General features: G+C 44.2%; 20 protein-coding genes. 18 read left to right on the plus strand and 2 right to left on the minus strand.

Going from position 1 to position 19,637, the window contains the following annotated elements:
• The 16 genes from rpsB to QZZ41_RS15255 all read left to right on the plus strand — a co-directional run.
• A partial coding sequence (gene rpsB / locus QZZ41_RS15180; RefSeq protein WP_295074080.1) for a 30S ribosomal protein S2 occupies positions 1-340 on the plus strand: 340 nt, incomplete at its 5' end.
• 116 nt (positions 341-456) lie between these two features.
• Positions 457-1,374 carry a translation elongation factor Ts gene (gene tsf / locus QZZ41_RS15185; protein ID WP_295074082.1) on the plus strand — a complete coding sequence of 306 codons (918 nt, stop codon included), beginning with the start codon at positions 457-459 and terminating at the stop codon, positions 1,372-1,374.
• 69 nt (positions 1,375-1,443) lie between these two features.
• The gene (locus tag QZZ41_RS15190; RefSeq protein WP_295074084.1) at positions 1,444-2,133 is read left to right on the plus strand and encodes a DUF6709 family protein; all 690 of its coding nucleotides are present in this window, start codon (positions 1,444-1,446) and stop codon (positions 2,131-2,133) included.
• 311 nt (positions 2,134-2,444) lie between these two features.
• Complete coding sequence (locus QZZ41_RS15195; RefSeq protein WP_295074086.1) at positions 2,445-3,380, plus strand: MoxR family ATPase; 936 nt, start codon at positions 2,445-2,447, stop codon at positions 3,378-3,380.
• Entirely contained in the window at positions 3,380-4,552 is a 1,173-nt protein-coding gene (locus QZZ41_RS15200) for a DUF58 domain-containing protein (RefSeq protein WP_295074089.1), read from the plus strand. The genes QZZ41_RS15195 and QZZ41_RS15200 overlap by 1 nt, the downstream gene beginning before the upstream one ends.
• Before the next feature lie 2 nt (positions 4,553-4,554).
• On the plus strand, positions 4,555-6,864 hold the full coding sequence (locus QZZ41_RS15205; protein WP_295074092.1) for a transglutaminase family protein: 2,310 nt from the start codon (positions 4,555-4,557) through the stop codon (positions 6,862-6,864).
• 20 nt (positions 6,865-6,884) lie between these two features.
• Positions 6,885-8,135 (plus strand): dockerin type I repeat-containing protein, encoded by a 1,251-nt coding sequence (locus QZZ41_RS15210; protein WP_295074095.1) that lies wholly within the window; start codon positions 6,885-6,887, stop codon positions 8,133-8,135.
• A 15-nt stretch (positions 8,136-8,150) separates the two neighbouring features.
• Positions 8,151-9,116 (plus strand): 50S ribosomal protein L11 methyltransferase, encoded by a 966-nt coding sequence (prmA, locus tag QZZ41_RS15215; RefSeq protein ID WP_295074098.1) that lies wholly within the window; start codon positions 8,151-8,153, stop codon positions 9,114-9,116.
• 47 nt (positions 9,117-9,163) lie between these two features.
• Positions 9,164-10,360, plus strand: coding sequence for a DUF6348 family protein (locus tag QZZ41_RS15220; protein ID WP_295074101.1), 1,197 nt, complete (start codon positions 9,164-9,166; stop codon positions 10,358-10,360).
• Positions 10,361-10,537: 177 nt separating this feature from the next.
• Positions 10,538-10,849, plus strand: a complete 312-nt coding sequence (gene rplU / locus QZZ41_RS15225; RefSeq protein WP_028516473.1) for a 50S ribosomal protein L21 — start codon at positions 10,538-10,540, stop codon at positions 10,847-10,849.
• Between the two features lie 2 nt (positions 10,850-10,851).
• On the plus strand, positions 10,852-11,163 hold the full coding sequence (locus QZZ41_RS15230; RefSeq protein ID WP_295074105.1) for a ribosomal-processing cysteine protease Prp: 312 nt from the start codon (positions 10,852-10,854) through the stop codon (positions 11,161-11,163).
• Between the two features lie 2 nt (positions 11,164-11,165).
• Positions 11,166-11,450, plus strand: a complete 285-nt coding sequence (gene rpmA / locus QZZ41_RS15235; protein ID WP_024859281.1) for a 50S ribosomal protein L27 — start codon at positions 11,166-11,168, stop codon at positions 11,448-11,450.
• A gap of 67 nt (positions 11,451-11,517) precedes the next feature.
• On the plus strand, positions 11,518-12,795 hold the full coding sequence (obgE, locus tag QZZ41_RS15240; RefSeq protein WP_164174336.1) for a GTPase ObgE: 1,278 nt from the start codon (positions 11,518-11,520) through the stop codon (positions 12,793-12,795).
• Between the two features lies 1 nt (position 12,796).
• Positions 12,797-13,219 (plus strand): ribonuclease III domain-containing protein, encoded by a 423-nt coding sequence (locus tag QZZ41_RS15245; protein WP_295074110.1) that lies wholly within the window; start codon positions 12,797-12,799, stop codon positions 13,217-13,219.
• A gap of 3 nt (positions 13,220-13,222) precedes the next feature.
• Positions 13,223-13,957: a YebC/PmpR family DNA-binding transcriptional regulator gene (locus QZZ41_RS15250; protein ID WP_072300151.1), complete on the plus strand. Its 735-nt coding sequence runs from the start codon at positions 13,223-13,225 to the stop codon at positions 13,955-13,957.
• Between the two features lie 266 nt (positions 13,958-14,223).
• Positions 14,224-14,793 (plus strand): manganese efflux pump MntP family protein, encoded by a 570-nt coding sequence (locus QZZ41_RS15255; protein WP_295074114.1) that lies wholly within the window; start codon positions 14,224-14,226, stop codon positions 14,791-14,793.
• Positions 14,794-14,927: 134 nt separating this feature from the next.
• Here QZZ41_RS15255 and QZZ41_RS15260 read toward each other — a convergent pair whose 3' ends face one another.
• Positions 14,928-17,015 carry a dockerin type I repeat-containing protein gene (locus tag QZZ41_RS15260; protein ID WP_295074138.1) on the minus strand — a complete coding sequence of 696 codons (2,088 nt, stop codon included), beginning with the start codon at positions 17,013-17,015 and terminating at the stop codon, positions 14,928-14,930.
• A gap of 71 nt (positions 17,016-17,086) precedes the next feature.
• A complete protein-coding gene (locus QZZ41_RS15265; RefSeq protein WP_072300154.1) occupies positions 17,087-17,263 on the minus strand; it encodes a DUF4250 domain-containing protein in 177 nt (58 codons plus the stop codon).
• Positions 17,264-17,941: 678 nt separating this feature from the next.
• Between QZZ41_RS15265 and QZZ41_RS15270 the strand changes: the two genes are divergently transcribed.
• Together QZZ41_RS15270 and QZZ41_RS15275 are read left to right on the plus strand one after the other, a co-directional pair.
• Positions 17,942-18,436, plus strand: a complete 495-nt coding sequence (locus QZZ41_RS15270) for an NAD(P)H-dependent oxidoreductase subunit E (protein ID WP_024859289.1) — start codon at positions 17,942-17,944, stop codon at positions 18,434-18,436.
• Between the two features lie 70 nt (positions 18,437-18,506).
• On the plus strand, positions 18,507-19,637 hold a 1,131-nt coding region (locus QZZ41_RS15275; protein ID WP_367267485.1), incomplete at its 3' end, for an NAD(P)H-dependent oxidoreductase subunit E.

Consider the following 19,637-nt stretch of genomic DNA (forward strand, 5'->3'; position numbering starts at 1 on the left):
GAAGGAAGTAAGCAAGCTTACTCTCGAAATCGAAAAGCTCGAAAAGTTCCTCGGCGGTATCAAGACAATGAAGAAGCTCCCAGGCGCTTTATTCATCGTTGACCCAAGAAAGGAAAAGATCGCAGTTGCTGAAGCTAAGAAGCTCAACATCCCGATCGTTGCTATCGTTGACACAAACTGTGATCCTGATGAAGTTGACTACGTTATCCCGGGTAACGACGACGCTATCAGAGCAGTAAAGCTCATCGCTGGTGCAATGGCTGACGCTATCATCGAAGGCAGACAGGGCGAACAGTCAGCTGAAGCTGCAGAAGAAGCAACTGAAGAAGCTGCTGAATAATTCAAGTTTAACATAAAAAATACAAACCCGAATGGCAGTTTAAGTCCTGTAAATATGGAGAATATCTGAAATTCGGGTTTTCTACTGTAAATATTCATATACTGGAGGTAATAACAATGGGTAAGGCATCCGTTGCAGAAATTAAAGAACTTATGAGCGCTACAGGCGTTGGTATGATGGACTGTAAGAAGGCTCTTGAAGAAAACGACGGCGACAGAGAAAAGGCTATCGAATTCCTCAGAGAAAAAGGTCTTGCTACACAGGCTAAGAAGAGCGGCAGAGCTGCTGCTGAAGGCGTTGTTACAGCTATTGTAAACGGCAATGTCGGCGTTCTTGTTGAAGTAAACACAGAAACAGACTTCGCAGCTAACACACCTGATATCAGAGAATTCGTTGCTGCAGTTGCTAATACAATCATCGAAGCTAACCCGGCTGATGTTGATGCTCTCAAGGCATGCAAGCTCAGCGGAAGCGACAAGACAGTTGATGAAGTTCTTACAGAACTCGCTGGTATGAAGATCAGAGAAAACATCGTTATCCGTCGTTTCGTAAGATTCGAAGGCAAGCTCGCTTCATACATCCACAACGGCGGCAGCATCGGTGTTCTTGTTAAGATGGAAACAGAACTCCCTGCAGATGCAGTTGCAGTTATCGGTAAGGACGTTGCTATGCAGAGTGCTGCTCTCGGCGCTGCTTACGTAACAAGAGAAAACGTTCCTGCTGACGTAATCGAAAACGAAAGAAAGATCATGAAGATCCAGATGTCTGAAGATCCTAAGATGGCTAACAAGCCTGATCAGGTTAAGGACAAGATCATCGACGGTAAGGTAGAAAAGTTCTTCAAGGAAAACTGCCTCCTCGAACAGGCATTCGTTAAGGATGACAAGCTCTCAGTTCAGGGCTATGTTGATGCAGAGGCTAAGAAGCTCGGCGGTTCTATCAAGGTTGTTGACGTTATCCGTTACGAGCGCGGCGAAGGTGTTGAGAAGAAGGAAGACAACCTCGCTGACGAAGTAGCTAAGATGATCAAGTAATTATAAGTACAAACATAAGCGGCAGTTCCTATATAAGGCTGCCGCTTTTTTTATTAAAGGGTGGTTATGATGAAGAAAAGTTTTATATATAAGGTTATGGCAGTCGTTTTTGGAATTGCTATCGTTGTTCTTGGCATGAAAGATGTAAAAATGTACCTTAGCGGTAAGGTGCTCGATCTTAACACAGCTACAAGGGACGATTTCAAAAAGGAATGTATCGTTGAAGGCGATATAAACTACGTTGTCGGCTCTTTTGCAGTATATGAGGAGAAGGACAAGACACTCGGAATTACAACAAGTAAGCGCGAGACAAACTATTACATAGTTGAAAACCTTTCAATGGACTATCTGAAAAATCTCTTTTCAGAAGACGATGTTGCAGAACCGGATAATTACTTTGCTTATGTAGTTTCAGCAGGCTCAGATGATATGAAGGCTGAACTTGACGCTAACGCTAATGGTTGGATCAAATATCTTGACGGCAAGACTGATAAAATGCCTGAGCCTGTTCATTTTGAAGGAAAGCTCTGGAGCGAGCCCACAGAGAAAAAATATGCCAATTATAAAAAGCAGGCTCTTGATGAATGGGGCTTTGATGAAACGGAATTGGCTGACCTCAAGGCAATGGACAGCCGTCCGGGAAAATCATCTATACTTGTAGTTGTTCTCGGTGCTGTATTGGCTCTGGGTGGACTTGCTTTCCTTATTGTTCCTCTTATTTTGGGCAGAACTAAGAAAAGTGACATTGAGTACTACTAATAAATATAAAACTGCCTGCAATGGTTAAATTGAAAAAATCCCGAAAATATTTTTTTCGGGATTTTTTATATACTTTTGCAGACCGATTATTATTAGCAACACTTCAAGCAGCCTGTTCTGTTGCTGATACCGCCTGATACAGGAAATTCGGGAACAAAAATATATATTTTCCCACATATGTTAGTGTGAGTTATTGTAAGATGTTACAATAATACAGTTCTTTTTTCGTATGGTTTTCCCTTGCAGTAATTTGTGAAATATGTTATAATAGTTTTAATTGGATAATATTCAAGATTATGAGGTAAGAATTTATGAATAGTAATGTCAGCAGACTTGCAGGCTCCGTCGGAAAAGTTATCGTTGGAAAGCAGCAGACGGTTGTTAAGCTTATAGCCGCACTTCTTTGCGAAGGTCATGTACTTCTCGAAGATGTACCTGGTGTAGGAAAGACTCAGCTCATAACTGCACTTTCACGTTCTATAGGCGGTAAGTTCAACCGTATACAGCTTACACCTGACGTAATGCCTTCTGATATAGCAGGCTTTACAATGCTTGATTCAAATAAGGGGGAATTCGTTTACCGCGATGGTGCAGTAATGTGTAATTTTCTTCTGGCTGATGAGATAAACCGAGCTTCGCCAAAGGTTCAGTCCGCACTTCTTGAAGCAATGGAAGAGCGTCAGATAAGCCTTGACGGAGTTACACATAAGCTTCCGCGTCCGTTCCTTGTAATGGCAACGCAGAACCCTGTTGAAACATATGGTACTTTCCACCTTCCCGAGGCTCAGATGGACAGATTTTTCATGAAGCTGTCTATGGGCTATCCTTCAATGGAAGAAGAATTTGAAGTGCTCGGAAGGACGGAAAACTATAATCCTATCGCAAATATCACCGAACCTGTAATGACTGTTGAGGATATTGCAGCAATGCAGGAAGCAGTCAAACGTGTCAGAGTTTCCGACGGTGTTAAGCAGTACATCATAAATATCGTTTCATCGACTCGTCAGGACAGAAATACTGTTCTTGGCATCAGTCCGAGAGGAAGTATCGCACTTTTCAAAGCAGCAAAGGCTTTTGCCTATATCTTTGACCGCGATTATGTAACTCCCGACGATGTAAAATGTACAGCCGTATCCGTACTTGCTCACAGAATAATCCTCTCTCCTCAGGGAAAGACGACATTCGGCACAGGTGAGGCATATATCGAAAACGTTATCAGGAACTGTCCTGTTCCTTCAATGAGCTAATGGTTAAACATATAAAAAGCATTGTAAGTGTTATTGCTGTTGCTTTTCTTGTATACATTTTCACTTTCTATGTTGACGGTGAAATGGGCATCATATTGCTGGCTTTTGTTGTATTTGCACCGCTTGTATCTCTGTTTTTTGCTCTTTATGCGCAGAAAAGAGTCAAGGTCTCATTTGACTGTGATGCATATGTACTTAAAGGCAGCTATCTCGAAGTAACAGTTACTGTCAGAAAAACAGGTGGTTTTCCACTTGCAATTCTTGAGATCTGTCCCTATGCAAGCGAAACATTCGCGCAGAATGTAAAAATACGCAAGCTTACGATGTTTAATGAAGAAAAGCGAACTTTTACCTTCAGGCTTGACGCTGTTGTGGGCGGAAACGGTGAGGTAGGCATATACGCTGTATACTCCTGCGGATTTCTTGGATTTATGAGATTTCCCATGAAGGCGAAGCTGCCTGATCCTGCTTCTGTAGGTGTTATTCCGTCGCTGCCTGACATCAAATCGTCGTCTGAACTTTTCCGTTCTATCGCTGATACTGTACTTACAAGCGATGAGGAAGAGGAAAATGATACAGCTATGCTCTTCTCTGCAAATACTACACCGGGATATGAGCATCGTGAATACGTGCTCGGCGATCCTATGAAGCGAATAAACTGGAAGCTTTCTTCCAAAAAGGCAAAGCTTATGGTAAGACTTGATGAGGCTGTGGCTTCGGTGCAGCCTGTTATAGTACTTGACCTCTTCCGCAGAAGCAGTGTTCCTGCGGAGAATGCAGTAAGGGGAGAGGAACAGCTCCTTCGTGCTGTGTTCGGGCTTCTCTTTTTGCTTGTAAAGCAGGGTATTGCATGTAATTTCATATATCGTGACGCATCAGGAAAATCTGTTATGGAAAGCGTTGATAATCCCGATTATCCTAATCAGCTCCTTCTGAAAGTGCTTTCAATAAGGGTCATACCCGATAAAAGAGTTGATATTTCGGAGGTCGGTTCATCTGTATGTTCGTGTGTTATTGCGACTACAGATGCCGGTGCAGGTTTTTCGGCTGTGACCGATAAGTTGGAGAATAAAGAAAATGTAAGTTTGATCGGTCTGTCCGTAGCGTCTGCGAATTCCACATCGCTGCCGCTGTGGTACCTGGACGAAGAAAACAACTTTAAAATGGTATAAATATGAATGAAATCAAAAAGACAAAATCCGGTCTTAGATCATTTCTGCTGAGAACTCTTCTTGATCCTGTTCTTTGGTATACTGTATTTATTATGGTATCACTGATGTTCCATTACCGTGATCGTGTAAAGGAGGACAGTCAGGGATATTTCTTTGCTGCAAAATGGGGAGTTGCTGCATATATAGTCGGCTGGCTGTTGTTCAGGATATTTGACTATATGCAGAAACACCATATTATCGGCTTTGGTATATATGGAGCTCTTATGGCGTTATTCGGCTTCGGTGTCCGCACATCTATTGATAAGGGTGCTGAAGAATATCCGATCTCGTGGCTGCTTTGGTTCCTTACACCTCAGGATTCGGTAGAATACAACAGCTGGTATACCCTCGGATTTTTCATTCTTTTCTTCCTGTTCATGGCTTCGGTAATATATTATTTCACTCATGTGAGATACAGGATATTTATGAATTTCCTGATTTTTATTATACCGTTTGCTATATACGGTAAGGAATATGAGAAAATGCCGACATTGTTCATAATCTTTCTTGCAGTCGGATATATACTCCTCATGGTGTATTACAGGCAGCTGAAAGATTCTGAAACAACAGAATTCGTTGGCAGAAAACGCTCATGGAAGGTCATTGCTGCATATGCTATGGCATTTGCATCTTTAGCGGCGATCTGTCCCAAGCCTAAGATAACAGCTAACAGAACTTACCTCGAAACACTTATCAACGCAGATAAGCTGACTGACAGGCTCGATGCTATGCTGAATGTTTTCAGAAACACATCTTCTGGACAACAGTTCAGATCAAGTCAGGTCTGGGGAGTATATAACGCTGTAGCTGACGGACCTCTTCGTTTGAAAACGGAGACATTTACAACATATAGTTTTGAAAAAGATGAATGGCACACCGAACTGGTGGACCGTTCCTACAGTGACAATACGGAAGGTTCTCCAATTGATATAGGTTCAAGAATGGGACTGGCTGATGCTTTCCTTGAAGCTGCAAGGCTTGACAGTTCTTTTGCCGATAAATACGGTCTTGAAGAATATGTTGAAAAGGGGCTTAATGTTCCCGAGCTTAAACACGCAAAGTTTTACAGTATGGCTGGCATCATAGGTGCTTCAAAGGGCGGAGATACCGCTCCTGTTCCTCAGTTTGCTGTTAAGATGACTGAATGTACACGAAAAGGATTTATAGGCAGACTGCGCGGCGGAGTTATCGACGCAGGAAATAATAAGTCGTTTTCATCTACAGAACGTTTTGAGTTTGACTATAGCGAAGATACTTTTTTTGAGAGTTCTTACAATCGTGATTTTATAGCGCAGATAAACAGATCGGATTACGAAACGCTTCTCAATGATACAAAGGATATACTTGAAAGATATTCTCAGGAAGACTTTCCTGAGAAAAGTGAAGAATTCGATCAGATATACAAGTATTTCTCATCTGAATATGTGGTATATGAGGAATACCGTATAGCTCTCCTCGATTACAGCAACAATCAGCGTATAAAGGAGCTTGCGGAACAGATAACCGCAGGATGCGAAACAGAGTATGAAAAGGCATTCAGACTTGAACAGTATTTTTATAACAATGATTATATATATGATCTCGGTTATAAAAAGAAAAAAGGCGAAAATGCCGAGAACTTCCTCTTCGATACTCATACAGGCGTATGCTATGAATATGCGACAGCAATGGTACTTCTCGCAAGAGCGGCAGGTATACCTGCAAGGTACTGCGAAGGATACAATATGACAAATCGTGAAAGCGATCTTACATTTGCGGACGCGAATTATTATGTAACAACGCAGGACGCTCACGGTTTCCCTGAGCTTTACATCAAGGGATATGGTTGGGTAAGCTTTGAGCCGACTATTACTGATGAGGTAATAACAACCAAAGACGGTTCAGCTACAGAGATGCTTTCGAGAGCAGGTCTTGTGATCCTTTTGATAGGATTGCTTGCAGTTCTGTTCCTGTTTGTATATCCTTGGCTGACACATAAAATATTCGTTTTCAGGAGTAAAAAGCGATCACCGAAGGAACTTGTAATGGCTGTAATGCACAGGATATGCAAGGTCTACGATATCGAAGACGTCAATACATCAAAGGAGGTCTGCGGTCTCGTACATGAGGCAACAGGCGTTGATATCGAAGAGACCGCAACGTTATTCGACAAATCCGTTTACGGTGAAAAGCCGATAAATGAAAACGAAAAACAAAGAGCTCTGGAGGATTACATAAGGGCGTATGAAGCTTTCAGAGAATCAAGAAAAAGGAAGGGCATAACAAACCGATAGTCTGAAACGGAGGTTATATTATGCAAAAGGCAAAAGAAACAGGAATACGATGTCTCCTGCTTGCACTTCTTATGGTGATAGGAGTGTTTGCAGGTGTGTTCACCCCACGCAGATATGCCTTGGCGGCAGAAGATTTCCGTACTTGGCGTCAGCTTGATGAACGCTGGGGGGATACTGCTATGGGCGGTACGACTGTGCGCAAGTCAGGCTGTTATATCACTTCGATCGCTATGGCAGCTGTAGCTTCGGGAGCTCGTGATACCAAAGACTTTGACCCTGGCGTATTCGCCAAGAAACTCAATGATATGGGAGCTTTCAGCAGCGGAGGTGCGCTTATAGCTTGGGCATCGGTGAATAAGGCTGTTCCTGAGATAAGTATTGCAACTGCTAATCTTTACTTCAAATCTTCAGATCAGAAGGGTAAAGCAGCTGAAATGAAGGAATATCTTGATAAAGGTTTGTATGTCATATGTAATGTAGGCGGACATTGGGTATACGTTGACGGCATCATAGGCGATGACGTTTATATGGCTGATCCTGCAAAGGACGATATCCTTATGTTTAAAGCCTACAACAACGCAAGTATTACCTGTTTTCAGGCGTTGAAAGGTAAAAATCCGTACAGCGGTTTTACTCCGCTGACGATAAAGGAAGAAGTGTCCGAAACTTCTTCGACAACTTCACTTTCAAGCACAACAACTACTGCAACTTCCACTATAACAACAGCTAAAGCTGCCTCTGATTCTTCAAGCAAGACAACGACTGTAACAAAGGCGGCTGTAACTTCAAAGGCAACATCTGTTTCTGCTGTAAAAAATACAGCAGCTGTAAGTACTTCAAAGGCTGCACCAAAAGAATATCTGGCAGGCGAGTATTACTGCACAGCTAATGAAAAAGTTGATGTATTTGCGGATATGAAAGATCAAAAGACTTCAATAGCTGCTCTTGAGTACGGAAATATCGTAAACGTTGTCAGCGTCAACGGAAGCTACGGAGAAGTTAAGATAGGCGGAAAAAAAGGCTGGATAGACCTCTCGAAGCTTGAATACGCAGGTTCAGCTCAGAAGCTTGAAGCGGGTGATATAAACAGTGACGGCTCGGCAGATAAATACGATCTCGCACTTGTAAACGAATATATCACAAAGAGTGAAAAACTTCCCGAGGGAGTTTCTGTACTTACAAGTTGGGAAGTAAAAGCTGCTGATCTCAGTGGTGACGGAGTAATAAATAATACAGATGTGCTGTTATATCTCATGCGCATCTGCAATTAAGGAGAAATATAATTAATGGAATGGACAGAAGTCAATATCTACACTACTACGGAAGGAATTGAACTGCTGTGTTCAAAACTGACCGACATCGGAATAAAAGGCTTTTCTATAAAAGACTCCGAGGATTTCAAGGAATTCCTTGAAAACAAAAACGGTCAGTGGGACTACATAGACGATGATCTCATGGGACTGTCTGAATGTGAGACATGCATAACAGTGTATATCCCTTCAAACGGACAGGGCGCAGAAATGCTCCTTGCAATAAAGTCTATGCTTGCTGATATGAAGGCAAACGACAAGGACGGAGCTTACGGCCGTCTTGAAGCAGAAATGTCAAGTATCCGCGAAGAGGACTGGGCTAATAACTGGAAGCAATATTTCAAGCCCTTCAAGGTAGGCGAAAAGCTCGTTATCAAGCCCTCGTGGGAAGAGTATGACAATACCGACGGCAGGATAATACTTGAAATAGATCCTGCATCAAGCTTTGGTACAGGCAAGCATCATACCACAAGGCTTTGTCTTGAAGTGCTTGAAAAGTACCTCAACAAGGGCGACAAGCTTCTTGATATGGGCTGTGGAAGCGGAATACTTTCCATAGGTGCTATGCTTCTCGGTGCAAAGAGTGCCGTTGCTGTGGACATCGAAGAAAATGCCGCTGTTACAGCTCTTGAAAATGCAGTTAAAAATCACATCTCACCTGATGTTTACAAGACTTATTTCGGCAATATCCTAACAGACAGCGAGCTTGCCGATAAGATAGACGATAAGTACGATATCATTGCAGCAAATATAGTTGCAGATGTGCTTATCGCAATGAAGGACAGCTTCCGCAGATACCTTAAAGACGGAGGAATACTTATAGTTTCGGGTATCATTGAGGAGCGTATGGACGAAGTCATAGATGCTCTTGTGTCAGCAGGCTTCAAGGAGCCTCAGCCTGAGGTAAGAGAAGGCTGGGCTGCCGTAAAATTAACAGTTTAATATTATGCAGAGCATATATTGATAATTATTTTTAAGGAGAATAGAAAATGGGACTTTTTAAGAAGAAGAACAACCAGAAGGAAGAAAATACAACAGTTGCAGATCCGAAGGCAGAGATCAAGCAGATGGTGCTTAAAGCTCTTAATGCAAAGCTGAACGGTACTCTTTATGATGACTGTGTTATCATGCCAAAGGGCTTTACAATAGATGTTCAGATCGGCAGAATGGACGAGAGCGAAGGCATAAAGATCCTTCAGACTATCTTCATTATCACAAATGATGATTTCGATGAGCCTCTTATCGAGCCTGTTGACTCACAGGGCAAAGATGAAGAAGAGGCTGCAAACATGGCTGTTGAGATATTCAACGGCGGTGTATGGCACCCGCTCGATCAGTCAATGACAAAGAAGAATCCTCACCATATCTCTGTTGACTTCCTCAGACAGCACTACGATTTCGATATGTACGCTCAGTCTGTAGTAAGAATAGGCGTAAAGGATAAGCAGCCTACTATGCTTATAAACTTCATAATGAACGAGATACCAAAGTATCTTGGCTCAAAGAAGTATTACTGGCTCAGAGTATACCTTGCAAAGTTCAAGGAGAAGAAGATCATCGAAGTACGCGTAAACGGTTCTGTATGTGTAGAGCTTGCAAAGTATTTTGAACCATACGTTGCAAACGAAATGAATGCGGAAGAGGCTTTTGTTTCAGAAAAGCAGTATGCTATATTTGTTCAGCGTGAGGACGATCAGTGCCCGTTCAAGAAGGACTTCGTTATGAACGCTGCAAAGGAAACTATAAAGATGATGTCAAACATCAATTCTCAGGAAGATTACAAGAATATGCTTACTAAGCTCGAAGAGCTTACAGAAGGCAATATGAACCTTGCTTCCGAGATAAGAGTATTTATCCCTGAGATATTTGCAAAGCTCACACTGGGCTACAGAGAAGGCGACAGCCTCTTCCTCCTCGAAGGTGAAGGTGAGGAGCAGCAGAGCATAGAGTTCAAGAAAACACAGCTCCGTTCATATTTCTATATGCAGCAGGCTGTTCTTGAGTATCTCGGCGGAAAGCCAACTCAGGAAGAGGTATCACGTATAGTTACTAACAGTGTTGCATTCAGAGAGCTTAGAAAGGCTATCGAAGCTGCCAAGGAAAATGGTCAGGAGATCAAACCTGATGATCTTTATGTTCCGGGAACTTCCTACAAGATAGGTCACGAGGGCTACAGAGTCTGGTAAACTGAAAAATTCTTCCCCTGTGCGATACAGGGGAAGTTTTTTAGGAAATATTGCAAAAAATGCTTGACAAAAAGCAGCGTTTGTGATAAAATATTATTGCCGCTTGTAAACAGGCTTTAAAGTTGTGCTGCAACGCCTGTAACAGCGAGTTTATTGAAAAGGCAGGTGCCACACAATATGTACGCAGTTATTGAAACCGGCGGAAAGCAGTATCAGGTAAACGAGGGAGATATCATCTTCATCGAGAAGCTCGCAGTTGAGGCTGATGAGACAGTTACTTTTGACAAGGTAGTTGCTCTCGGAGCAGACGATGGACTTAAGATCGGTACACCTTATGTTGACGGTGCAGCTGTAAGCGCAAAGGTTCTGAAGAACGGCAAGGCTAAGAAGATCACTGTTTTCACTTACAAGCCTAAGAAGGGTGAAAAGAAAAAGCAGGGACACAGACAGCCTTACACTCAGGTCAAGATCGAAGCTATCAAGGCTTGATCATGATCCGCGCAGAATTTTATGAAAAGCAGGGACTTCTGACAGGCTTTAAGTTCAGCGGCCACTCAGGCTATGCCGAGAGCGGAAAGGACGTTGTCTGTGCGGCTGTTTCATCAGCGGTACAGCTTACTGCAAATATCCTCGATGAATTCGGTTTGAAACCACAGGTGACTGTGGGGGATAACGTTATCGAATGTATCTGCGGTGACGAGGGAGAGATACCTTCGCGTCTGCTGAATGTTTTAAAACAGCACTTTGAGGCTATACTGGAAGAGTACCCTAACACGATCAAAATCACTATTTCGGAGGTGTAAGTATGTTTAAGATTAGTATGCAGTTCTTTGCTCATAAGAAGGGCGGCGGATCCACAAAGAACGGACGTGACTCTGAGGCTAAGAGACTTGGCGTTAAGAGAGCAGACGGTCAGTTTGTTAAGGCTGGCAACATTCTCGTTCGTCAGAGAGGAACACATATCCACCCTGGTAACGGTGTCGGCATCGGTTCAGATGATACATTATTCGCTACAGTAAGCGGTAAGGTAAAGTTTGAGCGTTACGGACGTGACCGTAAGAAGGTTTCTGTTTACGAGATTGAGCAGTAACAGCCATAACGTGACAATAAATCCCGAGCTTTCGCTTGGGATTTTTCTTTAGAAACGGAGGACGGAAATGTTCGTTGATCAGGCGAAAATAATGATCAAAGCAGGTGACGGCGGCGACGGCGCTGTATCGTTTCACCGCGAAAAGTATGTAGCGGCAGGCGGTCCCGACGGCGGCGACGGCGGACGCGGCGGAGATGTGATTTTTCAGGTCGATGATAATTTCTCGACTCTGATAGATTTCAGGTATAAGAGGAAATATGTGGCTGACCGCGGGGAAAACGGCAGCGGAAGAAACTGCACGGGAAAAAGCGCACAGCCCCTTATTATAAAGGTGCCAAGAGGTACTGTAATACGCGACGCAAAGAGCGGCAGGATAATGGCGGATATGTCCACGGACGAGCCTAAGGTCCTTGCAAGAGGCGGACAGGGCGGCAAGGGCAATGTCCACTTTGCTACCTCAACACGCCAGATACCAAAATTCGCAAAGCCGGGCTATCCTGGCGAGGAGTTCGAGGTGACTCTGGAGCTGAAGCTCCTTGCTGACGTAGGACTTGTAGGATACCCCAACGTCGGAAAATCCACACTTATCTCTGTTGTCAGCGCAGCAAAGCCAAAGATAGCAAATTACCATTTTACTACTCTCACTCCTGTTCTCGGAGTTGTAAGGGTAGAGGAGGAGAAGTCCTTCGTAATGGCTGATATCCCCGGACTTATCGAGGGCGCAGGCGACGGCGTAGGACTGGGACATGAGTTCCTCAGACACGTCGAGCGCTGTAGGCTCATAGTCCATGTAGTCGATGTTTCAGGCATTGAGGGACGTGATCCATGCGAGGATTTCGACGTTATAAACGCGGAGCTTGCCAAGTTCAACGAGGAGCTTGCAGAGCGTCCTCAGATAGTGGCTGCCAATAAATCAGACATGGCGACTGAGGAGCAGATAGAAAAGTTCCGCAAATATATAGAGGACAAGAATATACCATTTTTCTGCATATCGGCTGCAACAACTCAGGGCACATCGGAGCTTGTGAAAAAGATATCCGAAGTGCTTGACACACTGCCGCCTATAAAGGAATTCGAGGCAGAGCCCATACCGCAGGAGGAGCTTGACGAGATGCTGGGCGTTGACAAGAAGTTCGAGATAACAGTCGAGGACGATGTCTACTTCGTTGACGCACCGTGGATACAGCCTATCATGCGTACTGTTGATCCCGACGACTATTCGTCGCTCCAGTATTTCCAGCGTGTGCTTATCAACAGCGGCATTATCGCAAAGCTTGAGGAAATGGGCATACAGGAGGGCGACACCGTAAGCCTTGAGGGCTTCGAGTTCGACTTTGTAAACTGATATGAGCACAGAAAAACTTACCGAGCGTGAAGCTAATTCATACAGTCCGCTGACTCTTGCATTTCTGGGAGACAGCGTTTACGATACCCTTGTGAGGGAGTATCTGCTTCGTCGGGCAAATATGCCTGTTGCTAAGCTCCATTCCGCAAAGATAAAGCTTGTTTGTGCGGAGTTCCAGTCAAAGGCGTATGACCTTGTGGCTGAGAAGCTCAGCGACCATGAGCTTGCGGTGCTGAAAAGAGGCAGGAATGCCACGGGAAATACAGTTCCCAAGCACGCCGACGCTGCGGAATACCGCAGAGCTACGGCGCTGGAGTGCCTTTTCGGCTATCTCTATCTCACAGGCGGAAATGAACGTATTAGGGAACTGTTTGAACTTATTATAAATTCAAATTTAAACGAAAATGAACAGATAGGAGTGTAAACTATGTCAGGTCATTCAAAATGGAACAATATCAAACGTAAAAAGGAAGCTACCGACGCTGCAAAGGGCAAGATCTTCACTAAGATCGGACGTGAGATCACCGTTGTAGTTAAGGAGGGCGGTCCCGATCCTAACAACAACAGCAAGCTTCGTGACCTTATCGCAAAGGCAAAGTCCAACAACGTGCCTAACGACAATATCGAGCGTATCATCAAGAAGGCAGCAGGCGACGGCGACAAGAACAACTATGAGAACATAACATACGAGGGATACGGTCCTAACGGCGTAGCTGTTATCGTAGAGTGTCTTACAGACAACAGAAACAGAACAGCAGGCGAGGTTCGTCACTATTTCGATAAGTTCGGCGGAAACCTCGGTACTATCGGCTGTGTATCATTCATGTTCACAAACAAGGGTATCGTTATCCTTGAGAACACAGGTCTCGACGAGGACAAGGTAATGGAAGACGTATTTGAGTTCGGCGGCGAGGACTTCGACATCAACGAGGAAACAGTTGAGATCGAGTGCGCTCCCGAGAGCGTTCACGCTCTCCGCGAGGGACTTACAGAAAAGGGCTATAATGTTATTTCTGCCGAGTCTGAGATGATACCTTCTACTTATACAACTCTCACAGACGAGGATCATATCAAGAAGATGAACCTTCTCCTTGAGCACCTCGAAGAGAACGACGACGTTCAGAACGTTTACCATAACTGGGAAATGCCTGACGAAGAATAATGACATAAGGGACGGTTTGCGCCGTCCCTTTATTGTTTTTATATGCTAACTGTAATATATTGACAGGCAATAAAATACAATGTATAATAAGCATTGTTATGTGAGGGAGTAGTTAACATACGAAAGTGTGCGGCAAGTCGACATACTAACGCGAAAGCGTTCGGTTTTGCCTTAAATAATGAGACTCATGTACGGCTTTATCGTCGTACCTGAGTGAGGTTCGGGTACAATGGTATCCGAATTTTTTTTATGAGAGGACGTTTTTTATGAGTTTAGTCGAACTTCTGCTTATCTCCGTTGGACTTGCAATGGACGCATTTTCAGTATCGGTCTGTAAGGGGCTGAGCATGAAAAAGCTCAATTTAAAGGGCGGAGTCATAACAGCTTTGTTCTTCGGAGTATTTCAGGGGATAATGCCTGTTATAGGATATTTTCTCGGGAGCCGCTTCGCAGACATAATAAGCTCGTTCAGCCATTGGGTGTCATTCGGACTTCTTGCCTTTATCGGCGGAAAGATGATAATTGAAGCTATAAAGGACGATGAGCAGGACGACACAGACAAGGAGTACAGGCTCGACTTAAAGGAACTCACACTGCTTGCCATAGCAACAAGCATTGACGCGCTTGCGGTAGGAATAGTTTTTGCCGCAGAAAAAACAGACCTGTTGTTCTCGGTCACTATGATAGGCGCGATAACCTTTGCTCTTTCACTTGTGGGAGTTTTCGTCGGTCACAAGTTCGGCAGCAAATATGAGAAAAAAGCCGAGATAGCAGGCGGAACTATCCTTATACTCATAGGCTTGAAGCTTCTTCTCGAAGGTCTTGGCGTTATATAAAAGAAAAAGGACTGCAAGGGGAGCCCCCTTTGGCGGAATCGCAGGTTACCAAATATGAGCCGTTACTTTACGGCTCGGTAGCCCGCTTTTTCCGTTAAGGGGAGCGGCCTAAAAGCAGTCCTTTTTTGTTATGTTTATTCGGGTGAAGAAGTCATTTCCGCCTTGCCTGTTATGTCACAGAGACCGAGGAGATACTTCTGGATATGGAGTGCGTCCTCAGTTGTGAGACCGTCGCCTGTGTTCCATACATCGGCATTTGTTCTGCCCTTTTCAGTGATATGGTTGTCATCTGTACCGTTTATATCGAACTTGTTCGGGTTTGCAAGAGCCTGCATGATAAGAACTACATCTGACATATCAACATTTCCGTCGCTGTTGGCGTCGCCGTAAGTTATCTCAGACTTTGTGAGATACACATTATGGTAGATGATGTGCTGAACGCCGTCGTCCTCTGTAGTGTAGTCCTCTTTGCTGAATGTGTAAGGAGAACCTTCCTTAACGCCGTTTATACTGAAGCTGCAAACCTTAGCGTCCTTGTACTTCTCATAGCTTATGATAGCAGGATTAGCTGCGGAGGTATCTATCTGTGAGATAGGACCTGTAACTCCGCCGTCCTCATATACGATATTCCATGCTCCCATAACGACAGCGTTGTTTACGAGCTCCTTTGTTGCCTTGTCGTAGACTCTTACAACGTGTGAATAAGGTCTTACATCATCGGGATATACCTTTTTAGCGACCTTAACTGTGTAATAAGCAGTACCGTCCTTTACCTCGCTTGTGATATCGTCCTCATTGAGCTTATACGCAAAGCCGTTGTAGATATTCTGAACTATCTGGAAATCGCTTATATTTGTAATGCCCTCAAAGTTTTTGATACCCTTGAAATCAACTTTCTTTGGGTTTGCTGATTCTGTATCCACAGGGAATTCGGATACTCTTGAAAAACCGTTTTCAATAATGGTATCCTTAGCGCTGAGGTAAACGTCGTTGATAAGCTTGCCTGACGCCTTGTCAACAACGCTTATCTCGTAAGCCATTACAGCTGTTGTAGATGTTGTTGAAAGGATTGGACTTGTAGCCGTAGACGTTGTTGTCACAGATGAAGTTGTGGTGGCAGTTGCAGAGGTGGTAGTTGTTGTAGTCTCACTGCCCTCAGCATTCCATACAGCCTTGAACGAGATACCAATGCCAGGCTGTGCTCCCTCAATAAGGAAATCCTCGCCTGCCTGATATATCTTATCATCTCTCTGCCAGCCGCCGAATGTATAGCCGTCTCTCTTGACTGTACACTCCGGAACCTGTATTGTTGTATCTGTCTTGCCCTTTACTCTGATATCGTCTTTGCTTGAGACTGTATTAGCAAAGAATACAATAGTGTAATTGATAGGGTTCCAGATAGGAGTCATAACAACATCGTTTGCAGGCATAACGAACTTCTGGTCGCATTTGTAATCCTGACCGTCAGTTTCGCAGTGCCAGCCGATGATATTGAATCCGCTTCTGGAGAAACGGTCGTTGCTCTGAAGATTTACAGCGCCTGTTTCCATTACCTCATATTCCTGCTTTACAGCGCCGTTTATTCTGTCGGCGTCTCCGACGGTGTAGGTAAGCTTGTACTTCTTGCACCAGTTTGGCTCAAGAGTGATGTCCTCATCGCCCACAACGATGTACTGCTGACCTGCAAAGACGTGGGTGCCGTCTGTCCAGCCGCTCTGAGTATATCCGCTGCGTGGGAAAACGTTCATAGGTATCTCTACAAGAGCGCCTGCACGGACTTTCTCGCCGGGAACCATTTTCTCATAGTCCTCGCGTACTTCGCCGTCGATAACAACGCTGAATTTTACGGTGTGGTAGACCTTGTCATCTTTTTTCTGCCACACAGGGGTGATAGTAACATCGTGATCGGGGATATGGTAAACTCGTCCGCCGATATAGCCGTAAACATTATCGTCGGTCCAGCCCTTGAAGTAGTAGCCCTCTCTTTGGAGCTCGGCTGTAGGTATTATAAGGGTAGAATCAAAAGTGCCTTCTCTATCCTTGATATCGGGTACATTTCCGTCGTCGTCGGGAACGATAGTTACATCGTCGCCCAGCTCAAAATGTACTTTATATGTCTTTTCTTCGGTGTCAGCTCCGAAGCTGTAATTGAAGCCAACGGAGCACACGGCGATAACTGCGGAAGAAGCAGCCGCCGTCAGTTTTTTGATGATCGTGTTCATAAGCCCTCCCATTCGGCAAGAAGCCGACTGAGTATCCGCGTCAGATCAAACGAATCAGCTAAGACGGGATACTATCTGAATGAATTAGTGTTTGGATCATATACATAACCTATCTTTTCAAGCTTTGAGCTGATATCGTCCGCAGAGGTGCAAAGACTCTTGCACAGCTCCTCAAAGGATGGGTATTCGTCACGAAGAAGCGTATTGATATAGCTTAATAAAATAACGGGATCATTCGGTAAACTCATAAGTTCCTCCTTGTCTGAAACGGCGATGTCAATGTTTAACAGAACGCAGTGCAGGACATTCTGTCATGAAGCTGCCGGGCTTCACCTGACATTTTCTGAAGTGATTTTTTTCTGTCTTTTATCAGGCGATAATGGCTAAGCATCAGCCGAAAAAACGTGCGTTATGTATATATTATAAGTTTACTATACAATACTAAAATTGATTTGTCAATAAAATGAAGAGCTTATGTTTTGTGAATTTTATGTAAATAAGTATTATCTTGTAAGTTTTGATTTTGCAAGCTTTTTTTCAAGCCGAGGGGAGATTATTTGGGGTATAAATACTTGGTAAAACGTTAAAATCAAAAGAGCTCATAATTTGTTCATAAAAGAATCAAATTAATATTTCAGAAAACTCTGACATTTGTACAAGTGGGGATACTTTTTAACTAAACCTATCGGCACACTAAGAGACTTGACAGTTGTAAACCTTATTTTGCGCTGAGTGGTCACTATTAGTTATAATTGTGCAAAATATACAGTAATTTTGGGGCTAATTAGGCTAAAATGGCGATAGCAATTTTTCGCGTTTTATGTTATAATACATAAGATATGTGAGATATGATATTTTGTCTCATAAATTTTTTATGGTCGACATTGTTACATTTTTCACAGCTAATACACAAGGAGGTCCATTAAATGAATTCAGCTAAATCAACTGTTCCCTTCAAGGGTACTCCAGAGCAGGAGGCTGAGCTCCTCAAGGTCATCGAAGAAAAGAAGAACGACAAGGGTGCTCTTATGCCTATCCTTCAGAAGGCTCAGGAAATTTACGGCTACCTTCCAATTGAGGTCCAGGCAATTATTTCCGACAACACAGGTATCCCGCTCGAGAAGATCTACGGCGTTGTAACTTTCTACGCTCAGTTCTCACTGTATCCAAAGGGAGAGTACACAATCTCTGTCTGTCTCGGTACAGCTTGCTATGTTAAAGGTTCAGGAGATATCTACAATAAGCTTCAGGAAAAGCTTGGAATAGGCGGAGGCGAGTGCACTCCAGACGGTAAGTTCTCACTTGACGCCTGCCGCTGCATCGGTGCCTGCGGTCTTGCACCTGTCCTCACAGTAAACGAGGACGTTTACGGACGTCTTACTGTTGACGACGTAGATAAGATCATTGAAAAATACGCTTGATTCCAAACATTACCATTTAGGAGGTTAATTTATGAAAACTCTTGAAGAACTCAAGGTTGTCAGAGACAGCATGAAGGGCGAAGTTGCTCTCAGAACACATGGCAATGCTTCTTCAAAATATGAAAGACACGTCCTTGTCTGCGGCGGTACAGGATGTACATCTTCAGGCTCACCAAAGATCATTGAGGAGCTCGAAAAGCAGTTTGCAGATAAGGGACTTACAGATAAGGTACAGATCGTTAAGACAGGATGCTTCGGTCTCTGTGAGCGCGGTCCTATCATGATCGTATACCCGGAGGGCTCTTTCTACTCACGCGTTAAGGTAGACGAGATCCCACGTATCGTTGATGAGCACCTCATCGGCGGCAACCCTGTTAAGGAGTTCCTCTATGAGGAGACAGTTGCAGGCGACGAGATCAAGTCTCTCGACGATACTTCATTCTACAAAAAGCAGCACCGTGTAGCTCTCAGAAACTGCGGTGTTATCAATCCTGAAAATATTAACGAGTACATAGGACGTGACGGTTATGAGGCTCTCGGTAAGGTCCTCACAACTATGACTCCTGAGGACGTTATCCAGACAATCCTCGATTCAGGTCTCCGCGGAAGAGGCGGCGGCGGATTCCCCACAGGTATGAAGTGGAAGCTCGCCCGCAACATCGTTCCGAACGCTGACCAGAAGTACGTTTGCTGTAACGCTGACGAGGGCGATCCGGGTGCATTCATGGACCGTTCAGTACTCGAGGGCGACCCCCATGTTGTACTTGAGGCTATGGCTATCGCAGGTTATGCTATCGGCGCAACACAGGGTTATATTTATGTCCGCGCTGAGTATCCTATCGCTGTTGAGCGTCTTAACATCGCTATCAAGCAGGCTCGTGAGAACGGTATGCTCGGCAAGAACATCTTCGGAACAGATTTCTGCTTCGATATAGACCTCCGTCTCGGTGCAGGCGCTTTCGTTTGCGGTGAGGAGACAGCTCTTATGACATCTATCGAGGGCAACCGCGGCGAGCCCCGTCCAAGACCTCCTTTCCCAGCTGAAAAAGGTCTTTTCCAGAAGCCAACTATCCTCAACAATGTTGAGACATATGCTAATATCCCACAGATCATCCTCAATGGTGCGCAGTGGTTCGCATCAATGGGTACTGAGAAGTCAAAGGGTACTAAGGTATTCGCTCTCGGCGGTAAGATCAAGAAC

This window comes from Ruminococcus sp. (genome assembly GCF_016283395.1).

Coding starts and splice junctions, on each gene's coding strand:
- prmA (WP_295074098.1), top strand. CDS start 8,151: ATGGAATGGACAGAAGTCAATATCTACACTACTACGGAAGGAATTGAA.
- QZZ41_RS15255 (WP_295074114.1), top strand. CDS start 14,224: ATGAGTTTAGTCGAACTTCTGCTTATCTCCGTTGGACTTGCAATGGAC.
- tsf (WP_295074082.1), top strand. CDS start 457: ATGGGTAAGGCATCCGTTGCAGAAATTAAAGAACTTATGAGCGCTACA.
- obgE (WP_164174336.1), top strand. CDS start 11,518: ATGTTCGTTGATCAGGCGAAAATAATGATCAAAGCAGGTGACGGCGGC.
- QZZ41_RS15270 (WP_024859289.1), top strand. CDS start 17,942: ATGAATTCAGCTAAATCAACTGTTCCCTTCAAGGGTACTCCAGAGCAG.
- QZZ41_RS15205 (WP_295074092.1), top strand. CDS start 4,555: ATGAATGAAATCAAAAAGACAAAATCCGGTCTTAGATCATTTCTGCTG.
- QZZ41_RS15195 (WP_295074086.1), top strand. CDS start 2,445: ATGAATAGTAATGTCAGCAGACTTGCAGGCTCCGTCGGAAAAGTTATC.
- QZZ41_RS15220 (WP_295074101.1), top strand. CDS start 9,164: ATGGGACTTTTTAAGAAGAAGAACAACCAGAAGGAAGAAAATACAACA.
- QZZ41_RS15190 (WP_295074084.1), top strand. CDS start 1,444: ATGAAGAAAAGTTTTATATATAAGGTTATGGCAGTCGTTTTTGGAATT.
- QZZ41_RS15265 (WP_072300154.1), bottom strand. CDS start 17,263: ATGAGTTTACCGAATGATCCCGTTATTTTATTAAGCTATATCAATACG.
- QZZ41_RS15260 (WP_295074138.1), bottom strand. CDS start 17,015: ATGAACACGATCATCAAAAAACTGACGGCGGCTGCTTCTTCCGCAGTT.
- QZZ41_RS15200 (WP_295074089.1), top strand. CDS start 3,380: ATGGTTAAACATATAAAAAGCATTGTAAGTGTTATTGCTGTTGCTTTT.
- rplU (WP_028516473.1), top strand. CDS start 10,538: ATGTACGCAGTTATTGAAACCGGCGGAAAGCAGTATCAGGTAAACGAG.
- QZZ41_RS15230 (WP_295074105.1), top strand. CDS start 10,852: ATGATCCGCGCAGAATTTTATGAAAAGCAGGGACTTCTGACAGGCTTT.
- rpmA (WP_024859281.1), top strand. CDS start 11,166: ATGTTTAAGATTAGTATGCAGTTCTTTGCTCATAAGAAGGGCGGCGGA.
- QZZ41_RS15250 (WP_072300151.1), top strand. CDS start 13,223: ATGTCAGGTCATTCAAAATGGAACAATATCAAACGTAAAAAGGAAGCT.
- QZZ41_RS15210 (WP_295074095.1), top strand. CDS start 6,885: ATGCAAAAGGCAAAAGAAACAGGAATACGATGTCTCCTGCTTGCACTT.
- QZZ41_RS15245 (WP_295074110.1), top strand. CDS start 12,797: ATGAGCACAGAAAAACTTACCGAGCGTGAAGCTAATTCATACAGTCCG.